Source organism: Nitrospirota bacterium (assembly GCA_016194305.1).
In the GTDB taxonomy this organism is placed as follows: Bacteria; Nitrospirota; Nitrospiria; order JACQBW01; family JACQBW01; genus JACQBW01.
In genome coordinates, this window is the sequence record JACQBW010000004.1 from 25,970 (window position 1) to 35,287 (window position 9,318).

Genomic DNA, 9,318 nt, shown 5'->3' on the forward strand with positions numbered 1-9,318 from the left:
AAAGTTTTGCGATGCTTCCTTTTGTCCTGAAAAGTTCCGCTCTCCAGCCCGTGAATATTCAGCTTATCGTCAATGGATCTAATATAAAGATTCGGCTGCACCTTGTGCGTAACGGGGACCGGTACAGATCAGCATAGGATACCGGCGAAGTATTACCAGGCGATTATTTGTCCATCTCGCAGGAATTTCCCAGTGGGAACTTTTTTGTCAAGAAGGGCCAGTTGCACGATGCCGGTTGCCCCTTGTTCTACGGATCGTGCGGCGTTCCTGCCACCCATATCGGTTTTGACCCATCCCGGACAGATCGAGTTGACAGCGATATTCAATCCGACCATTTCGCTTGAGAGAATCAAGGTTACCGCATTTAATGCTGCTTTGGATATGCGATACGCCGGGTACCCGCCGGCCATTTCATTGAGAGAGCCCATTCCACTAGAAATATTGATGATTTTGCCAGCCCGGCTTTTTTTAAGGAGCGGTAAAAAGAGCTGACTCAGCCGTAATGGCCCCAAAGTATTAGTTTTGAATACCTGAAGTATGGTTTCGGATTCCACATTGAGACCGCTCTTGTCCCCGTCTGGAAGTATGCCGGCGTTATTAATCAGAATATCCAGCACCCCGTATCTTTTGGAAATAAAATTGAAAGTGGAATTCAAGGTTGAAATGTCAGTCACATCCAGTCTCTGAAAGTCGACAGAGAACCCGCTGCGGGACAAATTCGACTGGGCCTGAAGGCCCAGCTCTTCGCTACGAGCGGTTAGAATGACCTGAACTTCGGATGAGGCGAGTTGACGACAGACTTCCAGTCCTATTCCTCTATTTCCACCCGTAACGAGCGCTATTTTTTTATTTTTCATCATCGTCATATTACAGGACTCCCTGTTGCGAAATCGAGAAAATAACAGAGACCGGCCTTCGTTTATTCTTCCTTCCGTCTTATGTTATAATCGGTTTCTTCGAATCGAAAGCGTTATTTGATGAATGAGAAGGTCATCCCGGGATTGAACTGGCAAATGGACGAAGATGAAGAGGAGGCGGAGGAAGGTTTCGCCAATTATCCCTGCGGATATTGCGGCGAACTGAATGAAATTTTCATTGAGGAAACAATAGGCCGTTCCTATGAAATTGTTGAAGATTGCACGGTGTGCTGCAAAGCCAACGTCATTCATTTGGAAAAAAGAGATGGAAAATGGGCCTGCCGGGCCTCTCCTGAGAACGAATGATTCGGCCACCGCCGATCAGATGCTTTCTCGACAAGCCTTGAGAGTATCAAACATGGCGCGTAAGGTTCTTCGCGTTTCGCTCATCCTGGCACTTTGAGCGGAAGAGCCGGGGGCCGAGCGGGCCTCTGGCCGCAGAATTTGATCTTCCACAAAATCCTGTAGCATACGATTCAATGCGTTTGCCGGGAGCCGTTTCGAATCCCGTGCAATCCGCTGGGAGATGAGAATTGCGGCACGTCCGGTGAGTCTGCTGTAACGATTTATGAGAGTCGACCGTTCTACAATCGTCCTTAAGATATCCCTGAAATCGCCTCCTTTGAGCGCCGCGGCCCTTCGGACCAGATTCCAGTAGGCTTGTTGAAAATGTTGAATCTTTTTGCGACGGTTCGGACTAATTTTAACATCCGCCTTTGAAGCGTAATTAGATCGAAGAATGCCGATAAATTCTTTTTCAGAAACAGTTTTAACCCCGGAAAGATAAACTTTCGGAAGTTCCCGAAGAACGTCCCGGACGCAAAAAATGGCATCCCATGTTATGCCATCTGCCACTGCATGACGTCCGCGCCTTGTCTTGACCCGTTCAAAATATCTTAATAGATATCTGAATTTTCGGACTAAAGCTCCGTCGCGTTTCTTTTTCAGGAGGAGTTCCTGAGCCTCCTGATCAAAACCGATCCGGTAGAGAACCGCCCGGTCTTTCTCCTTTTCAAAAATCCGGTTGAATTGTTTTAAGGCGGGATGCGTTTTGAACAGCGAAAGCTTTTTCTTTTTTCCCGTAATTAAAAAATCGGTCAATTGAGCGAAGGTCTGAACAATATACTTTGCCTTGTTCTTTTGTTCCGTAATGGTGGTGGAGAAACGGTCGACGTCGTCGTAGCGATAGTCATGATGGAAAAGGCCAAATTGACGGACCGATCCGTAGTCGATAATTCCGCCGTCGGCCAGAATGTTGTCACCGTCCCATTCCATCCAGCAGAAAATGTACTCACTTTCAAACTGGGCTGCCGCACTGGCAAAGGAGAACGTGGCTCTTTTAAGGAACTCCTCATATTTTTCCTGAGGTTCTTTCAGTACAGGCCACTCTCCGTTTTCAATTTCCCTTTCAATATAGTAGTCGACGATACGCCGCAGATCATCGTAATCACCCTGCTTGAGATGCATAAAAAAATGGGCGGGACGCAGGAGATTCTTGCCGGCGCGAACCGTAACACAGGTTTGGTCCTCATAGCCGATTACGGCCAGAATGCGTTCGGTTCTAATGCCATTGCGATGAAAAATGTCGCTCATGAGTGCAGCATCAAATCCATCCGTCAGATCTTGTCGGCCGCTGCCATAAGAAGCATTCTTGTCGCCAGTCTTGAAAAATCGATGTTCAATGGCTGTTGCGGGACTCAGACGGGTGACTCCTGCGCCGCAGCTGGAGAAATCCCAACGCCCGTTGGAGCCTTTAAAAGTACCATTCCAGATGCTCCGTCCGTCTCCTGACGAAAGTCCCTTTTTGTCAGGATGTTGCAGTTGCAAATATCGGGTCGCCATATAACGGTGGGGCCGTATGTCCCGATCCGGGATCTTGAGATGGTGGGCGATGTCGTATTCGTTTATGATCTGAAGGCTGAAAGTATCGAGTACGGCCCGAATCAGTTCCGGTGTCATGGTACGGGTATGGTTTGTGGGAATCAGGCCAATTTCTTTCGCGAGGTCAAAATTGAAATAGAATAGTTTCCCTCCGCGCCGGGTCCTGACGGCATATTCCACGTATCCGTCTTGCACGGCTCCTTTATAGGGATGGTCTCCATTGATTTGGGAAAAAAGGGAATAGAGTTTGGAAATATCTTTTCTAATTTTATTTTGGAGATTTCGTTTCATTCTTGGGTCTGTCAAATCGGGAAGTTCCGCAGTCTGACAGGTTCAGTTAATATCTTTTAAAGTATAACAAAAGGTTGCGCATTTGTAAGGTCGGGAATACATCATTCAATTTGACCCTGTGACCACTTTCCTCTATACTACGCCAAGTCAGGACATTTCAGCGGGGCACATCAATTTAATTAATAAAAAAAGGAGGTCAATAGTGGGCGAGAAAACGATTCGCAAAGAAAAAAAGAAACCGAAAAAGAAAAAATAGGAAAGCGGCGGGATCCCTCCGGATGGAAGTCCCGGGAACGGAACAGTTTTCTGATAATAAGGGTCAATGAGCATCGCTATGTTGTTATAAATCTTCCATGACTTCTTTAATCTTTTTTTCATCAAATGGTTTCAGAATATAATTCTTGGCCCCTTCCCTGATACATTGCAGGACTGTTTTTTGGTCGGAAACAGACGTGACCATGATGGCGGTCAGGTCTGGGTCGAGCTTTTTTAAAATTCTTAGGCAATCCAGTCCTTTTAAGTAAGAGGGCATGACCATATCTATCGTAACGATATCTGGCCTCAATTCCCGATACTGATTAATTCCCTTTAAACCATCTTCAGCCACGCCAACCACTTCAAAATTCATTCCTTCGAGAATATTTTTCAATTTGTTCCGAACAAATTCGGAATCATCGATAATCAAGACCTTTTTTTTGACACCTGCTTTTTCAGACAATAGGATCCTTTCGCGCTGGCAATCAGGATTTCGAAACTGATTGCCATCAGATCAATCCTGTTCAAAAAGGGAACAAGATACGTCGATCTTGATCCGTATTCTTTTCATAAATATTTCCAACAGGTTATATCTTAATCACTCGGTATTAAGTGTAGATCAAACGAGGTATTCGTCAAGGAGGGAAGGCAAAAAAGAATGGAAATTCCGGCTAGGCGGGCTACCTCCTCCACGGTGCCGTCTTGTTTTATCTTATAACGGACACCGCGGGACGTCAGGAAGAGGTATTCATATCAGGTGGTTAAATAACCGAATTTTCCCGCGTTGTAGTCTTCAATCGCCTGATTTATTTCGTCTACCGTGTTCATCACAAAGGGCCCATAGTGGACGATCGGCTCTTCAATGGGTTCTCCGCTGAGAAACAGAACCGTCGAATCTGTGACCGCGCTGAGGAGCACGTCGTCACCGTCATTCTTGAAAAGGACAGCATCTCTTTGCGAAATGGATGCTTCCTGATTAATTGTGAGATCGCCTTGAAGAACAATGAGTGCGGTGTTAAAGCTCTTGGGCGTTGGGAGGTGAACTTCGTTGTTTGCTTTCAGCCGAATATCAAGCATATGAACCGGAGCAAATGTGGTACCCGGTCCTTTCGTCCCCTGAAATTCACCTGATATGACCCGGACAATTCCACCCTGGGACGGCAATTCAGCTTTCGGAATTTCCTGATTCGTCAGGGCCTGGTATTTGGGAGCGGTTAATTTATGTTTTTTAGGTAAATTAACCCAAATCTGCATCATATGCATAATCCCCCCGGATCGGGCAAATTTCTTCTCGTGATATTCACTGTGAAGAATCCCTCCTCCTGCTGTCATCCACTGGACATCGCCCGGGTAAATAATTCCGCTGTTGCCGACGCTGTCGTGATGGGCGACCGCGCCTTCAAAAGCGATCGTCACGGTCTCAATCCCCCGGTGGGGATGCGGACCGACGCCGCGTCGTTCATTTGGAGTGGGCGAGTACTTGAAGGGCGGATGATAATCGAGCAGAAAAAATGGACTCATCCGCTTGTTGATTTCCGTTGCGGAAGGAAAATAATTGCTGACTTTAAATCCGTCTCCAACCATATGGAACGGGGAGCCTTTAAAAATCTTTTCTATTTTTCGATACATCTCTTCTCCTTTCTTTCTATTATCCGTTTTTTCTTCCCAGTTTTTTGCAGAGTCTCCGAAGTTCCACCTGTTCGGATGGCGTTAATGCACTCAACTCCTTCGTGATGACTCGTGCATGGTGAGGAAAAATTCTTTGAATGAGCACTTCTCCTTTTTTTGTTAAGCAGACCGTAATAAAACGACGGTCATCTTTCGAGCGCTCTCGCTCGACCAGACCACTTTTTTCCAGATGATCAATAACGGAAGTAATAGTTGCTCCAGTTCTTAATAATTTCTCCCCGAGGTCGGTCTGGCACATCGGTCCGCCGTGGAGAAGGACTTCCAACACGCCGAATTGGCTTGGTGTGAGTTGTTCCGTCTGGATATGATTGAAAGCCCGGGACCCCACCGAATCGGATGCTCGCATCAGATTGATAAAGGCGCTTAACGCCCGAACTTCGTCGTGGTTTCCTTTGTATTTACTTCCCATATAATTAGATTTCAAATGATTAGATATCTAATTATCTAACCATCGTTCGAATGAAGTCAAGGTCTGGTGAAATAAGAGTCGGTGCGCAAGGTTTGTTCCTTGAAATATGGAAAAAATTAATAATATCCCCAGGTTATGTTTGTGGTCCGTCAGAGTATTTTAGGCAGACTCTTATTTCCAGTGGAAAATGACGGATTTAAATCAGATCTTTGATCCTATGGATGTTTAAGACCGGGAAAGGACGGACCCAGACGGGAGATGAAGGAATAGAAAATTGTGGCACAACGCAACGATAAATTGGGAATTAACTTAAGCAAGTATTTTAAGGAAAGCGGTGACCACGGCTGGATCAAACTGTGATCCGGAACACCGTTGAAGTTCGTCAAAGGCAAATTCTTTTCCGGGCGCCTTCCGATAGGGGCGATCTGCGGTCATAGAGTCATAAGCATCTGCAGTGGCCAAAACACGAGATAGAAACGGGATGCTTTCTCCTTTTAGTCCATTCGGATATCCGGACCCGTTGAAGTTCTCATGATGGTGGGCAATCACAGGAAGAATTGCTTCTAATCCCCGGATCGGTTTAAGGATTTCGACCCCTTTCATGCAGTGCTGTTTAACGAGATTCGTTTCTTCCGGTGTCAGACGGCTCGGTTTGTCCAGGATCGATTCATAGATGCCTATTTTACCGATGTCGTGAAGAAGACCGGCTAGATGCAATGTCTTTTTGTCCTCTTCTGAAATGTGCATTTCGGTAGCTATCTTCACCGCATATTCGGCGACCCGTTCGGAGTGCTTTTGGGTCCAGGGGGATTTGGCTTCAACCGCCAGGGCTAGTGACACCGTCGTTGAAATAAGGAGGTTTTTAAGATCTTTAACGAGCGCTGCATTTTCCAGAGCGACTGAAATCTGGCTTGAGATCTTTTCTAATATTGAAAGATCCCCTTTGGTAAAGGCCGCAATCCGGCGGCTTGCCAGAACGAGAATGGCGGAAACTTCTCCCTTAACAAAGAGAGGAAATTTCATGTCTGAACGAAACCCCTCCTGGTAGAGAGTCCTGTCAATCAAAGGCAGATCTGATTCTTTAGAAAAATCCTGTCTGACAACGGGTTTTCGCATTGTAAATACTTCCGATGCGTGGGATCCATATAAAGGGACTTTGATCTTTCTCAAGGGATCCCCTTTTACTCCCGCTTCGTACTGGAAAAAGGCGTTTTGATCGTCCGTGGTAAGAATTGAGATCTGATCGGCCGCGACCAGACCAGAAATTCTTTGGCTTATTTCATTTAATATTTCCTTCCGATCCAGTCTGGAGAGAATACTCATATCGATTTCATGCATGGTGCTTATGGTCTCCAGATGACGGGAAAGGTCCAGATTTTTTTCCATCTCTTTGTGGTAATACCCGGCATTTTCAATCGTTGCAGCAGTTTGATGTGCGATTCCAAGGATTAAATTGATTTCTTTAAGGTTCCACGAACGGGGATTTGTTGTTTGGCCCACGTGCAAAGTGCCAATGACCTTACCCTGTCTGAGAATAGGCGTTATATGAAGAGAACGGGTTCCAAATACGGAAACTACCTCCCGTGCAATAAGAGGGCTTTGGAGACAGTCTGGAATACTGACCGGCTTCTTGGTTTTTAAAATCTCCGTAAAGAAGGCAAAATGCGGAGGGGCAAATTTTTGTGCCCGGAATTTGGGCAATAGATTTTCTGGAAATCCTAAACATGCTTGTGGAATAAACACTTCGCTCTCTTCATCCCACAAAAAGATACAGGAGCGATCACAGTGAACCAACTTTGTGGTAACCTCGATGACTTTTAATAGAAGCGTATTCAAATCAAGCGAATCTGAAAGAACCTCAGAAACCTGCAAGAGCGCAGCGGAAATCTCGGCTTCCTCTCGGAACCGAATGTCCAATTGTTTCTGTTCCGTAATATCCCGGGCAATGTGGACTGTTCCGGAAATGCTTTCCTCTTGAATCTCCAAGGGAAAAGTTGAAACGTGAAAAATTCCTCCGAGGTTTGTAAGATTCATTTCCCTCGATTCGGAACAGCCACTTACGATCGACCGGTCGTGCGGGCAACCTGATTCTGGATTTATTCGGCAAGCAAATACTTCGAAACATTTTCTCCCAATCAGTTCTTTTGGCGCAAGCCCGAGACGCCTGGCCAGGCCACGATTTGCCCGAATAATATGATAATTTTGATCAATGATTGAAATCGGATCTGAGATGGCATCAAAAGTGGATTCCCATTCCTGCTTTCCGCGTTGTAAAAATCCGGTAAGTTTTACCAGATCCTTTTTGGTTTCAACAAGTTCTTTTGTCTGTTTTCTGACCTGGCTTTCAAAAGTCTTCATCGTGGTTCCGAAGCTGGCCTGGACCTCTTCGAATCCCGAGGTGACTGCTTCTATTTCATCACCCATATTACTTTCGTTTGTATCAGGGTCCGCGAAATTTGTTGGCAAAGAGGAGTCGATCGTTTTCTTACGTAAGAATCTGGGAAAAGTGAACTTTTGCCTGAAAAGTGCGCCGAAAATAAAAATATAACCTCCTCCAAAAACAGTCAATGAAGACAATAAAATCCTGTACTTGTTTAAATGGATAGGTAAGAATTCCATATATCCTGATGCCCGATCTGAATTGACGAAGTTCTATTTCATTTGGGTGCCAGGAGAATTAGCCGGGTAGAGGAGGAGAAGGAAGAAAATCTTCAATCAGAACTGGGTTAGCTCGCTGGCGGATAGCTTTGACTGAAGTTTACCATTCATTATCATCTTGTCAAATTTGAGATATAGCTGATTTAACGTACAAATGGTATAGCAATTCAGAGATGTTCAGGGTTTTATCCCCAGAGAGAGGTAGGGATGTTCTCCGATTTTGAGATGAAGCGATTTTTCCAATTTTCCGAAGACCTCATGCCAGACCGAGAGGGTGTAATCTCCCGAAACAAGATGATCAAATTCAAATAAACCGTCCTCCCGGGTGGCGGCAAAAAGCGGAGAGGAACTGACCAGAATGAAACCTTCCATAAATTCGTGAATATCACATTTGACATGGACGATTCGTTCTTGGGAAAACTCTTTTTGAATAATGGTTGGGCCGCCGGGCAGAGCCAGATTAAAAAGGGATTTGTTGTTCATATATAAGTGGAAACTGTGCAAGATCGGATCGCCGTTCTTAATATAGAGAGGAGCTCCTTTTTGAATTACCATCACGTGCGGCGCGAAATGGCATCTAAAGCTGAGCAGGGCACTGATAGAAGGTTTTGATTTCGACGGAATCTTCAATTCCGGATCATTGGGAGTCAAAAAAACGATCGCGTTTTTTATTGTTTTTGTCTGAGGGTTGACGATGATCCGTTCTGACAGTACTGAATCGCCACAGAATTCGGAATCGGAATTGGTTCGCAGTGCCTGGGAAATGGGGACCTTCTCGCCTTTGAAGACGACTTCACCTGAAACACCCGCCGTTTCCGGCAATCTCTCTTGGCCAAAGACGGGGGAACCTTGAATCAGAATCAACAAAATTGAAAGGCAAATGATCGGAAAAGTCACGGATTCCGGTTTAAATCAGGTTGCAAGTGGACGCAAGCACTTGACTTGCCAGTACTGAGCTGGCTTGGGACATTGTGCCGATTCGGCGATGGCCCAAGAGAAAAAGATAGTAATTATTCTTAATTTAAAGAAGATAGCTCCGCTGGCACGAGAGTAACGCTCCGCCCCGCAAGCGAGGAGTGGTCCCAACGGGTTTCGAACCCGTGTTTCCGGCGTGAGAGGCCAGCGTCCTGGGCCGCTAGACGATGGGACCTACTAAGCTTGCTCGCGAGCAGTTCCGCAGCAGAGTAATTTTTTCTGATTTTTCTTTTAAAGTGGGCC

General features: G+C 45.7%; 8 protein-coding genes and 1 tRNA gene. 1 reads left to right on the plus strand and 8 read right to left on the minus strand.

Annotated features, from left to right (window positions below; all coding sequences use genetic code 11):
* Window positions 1-152 precede the first annotated feature (152 nt).
* The gene (locus tag HY200_01460; protein ID MBI3593604.1) at window positions 153-860 is read right to left on the minus strand and encodes an SDR family oxidoreductase; all 708 of its coding nucleotides are present in this window, start codon (window positions 858-860) and stop codon (window positions 153-155) included.
* Between the two features lie 117 nt (window positions 861-977).
* Here HY200_01460 and HY200_01465 point away from each other — a divergent pair, with 117 nt between their 5' ends.
* The gene (locus HY200_01465) at window positions 978-1,223 is read left to right on the plus strand and encodes a CPXCG motif-containing cysteine-rich protein (GenBank protein MBI3593605.1); all 246 of its coding nucleotides are present in this window, start codon (window positions 978-980) and stop codon (window positions 1,221-1,223) included.
* 15 nt (window positions 1,224-1,238) lie between these two features.
* Here HY200_01465 and HY200_01470 read toward each other — a convergent pair whose 3' ends face one another.
* The 7 genes from HY200_01470 to HY200_01500 form a co-directional block, all read right to left on the minus strand.
* On the minus strand, window positions 1,239-3,089 hold the full coding sequence (locus HY200_01470) for a YdiU family protein (protein ID MBI3593606.1): 1,851 nt from the start codon (window positions 3,087-3,089) through the stop codon (window positions 1,239-1,241).
* Window positions 3,090-3,429: 340 nt separating this feature from the next.
* Window positions 3,430-3,807: a response regulator gene (locus HY200_01475; GenBank protein MBI3593607.1), complete on the minus strand. Its 378-nt coding sequence runs from the start codon at window positions 3,805-3,807 to the stop codon at window positions 3,430-3,432.
* A gap of 290 nt (window positions 3,808-4,097) precedes the next feature.
* Window positions 4,098-4,973, minus strand: a complete 876-nt coding sequence (locus tag HY200_01480; GenBank protein ID MBI3593608.1) for a pirin family protein — start codon at window positions 4,971-4,973, stop codon at window positions 4,098-4,100.
* Window positions 4,974-4,992: 19 nt separating this feature from the next.
* Window positions 4,993-5,442 (minus strand): MarR family transcriptional regulator, encoded by a 450-nt coding sequence (locus HY200_01485; protein MBI3593609.1) that lies wholly within the window; start codon window positions 5,440-5,442, stop codon window positions 4,993-4,995.
* A gap of 309 nt (window positions 5,443-5,751) precedes the next feature.
* On the minus strand, window positions 5,752-7,866 hold the full coding sequence (locus HY200_01490; GenBank protein MBI3593610.1) for a GAF domain-containing protein: 2,115 nt from the start codon (window positions 7,864-7,866) through the stop codon (window positions 5,752-5,754).
* A 411-nt stretch (window positions 7,867-8,277) separates the two neighbouring features.
* Window positions 8,278-8,997, minus strand: a complete 720-nt coding sequence (locus HY200_01495) for a hypothetical protein (protein MBI3593611.1) — start codon at window positions 8,995-8,997, stop codon at window positions 8,278-8,280.
* A 180-nt stretch (window positions 8,998-9,177) separates the two neighbouring features.
* A tRNA-Glu gene (locus tag HY200_01500) sits at window positions 9,178-9,250 on the minus strand.
* Window positions 9,251-9,318: the final 68 nt, after the last annotated feature.

Excerpts from the sequence above, each read along its gene's own strand:
- HY200_01465 (MBI3593605.1), top strand. The coding sequence starts at position 978 with ATGAATGAGAAGGTCATCCCGGGATTGAACTGGCAAATGGACGAAGAT.
- HY200_01485 (MBI3593609.1), bottom strand. The coding sequence starts at position 5,442 with ATGGGAAGTAAATACAAAGGAAACCACGACGAAGTTCGGGCGTTAAGC.
- HY200_01460 (MBI3593604.1), bottom strand. The coding sequence starts at position 860 with ATGATGAAAAATAAAAAAATAGCGCTCGTTACGGGTGGAAATAGAGGA.
- HY200_01470 (MBI3593606.1), bottom strand. The coding sequence starts at position 3,089 with ATGAAACGAAATCTCCAAAATAAAATTAGAAAAGATATTTCCAAACTC.
- HY200_01490 (MBI3593610.1), bottom strand. The coding sequence starts at position 7,866 with ATGGGTGATGAAATAGAAGCAGTCACCTCGGGATTCGAAGAGGTCCAG.
- HY200_01480 (MBI3593608.1), bottom strand. The coding sequence starts at position 4,973 with ATGTATCGAAAAATAGAAAAGATTTTTAAAGGCTCCCCGTTCCATATG.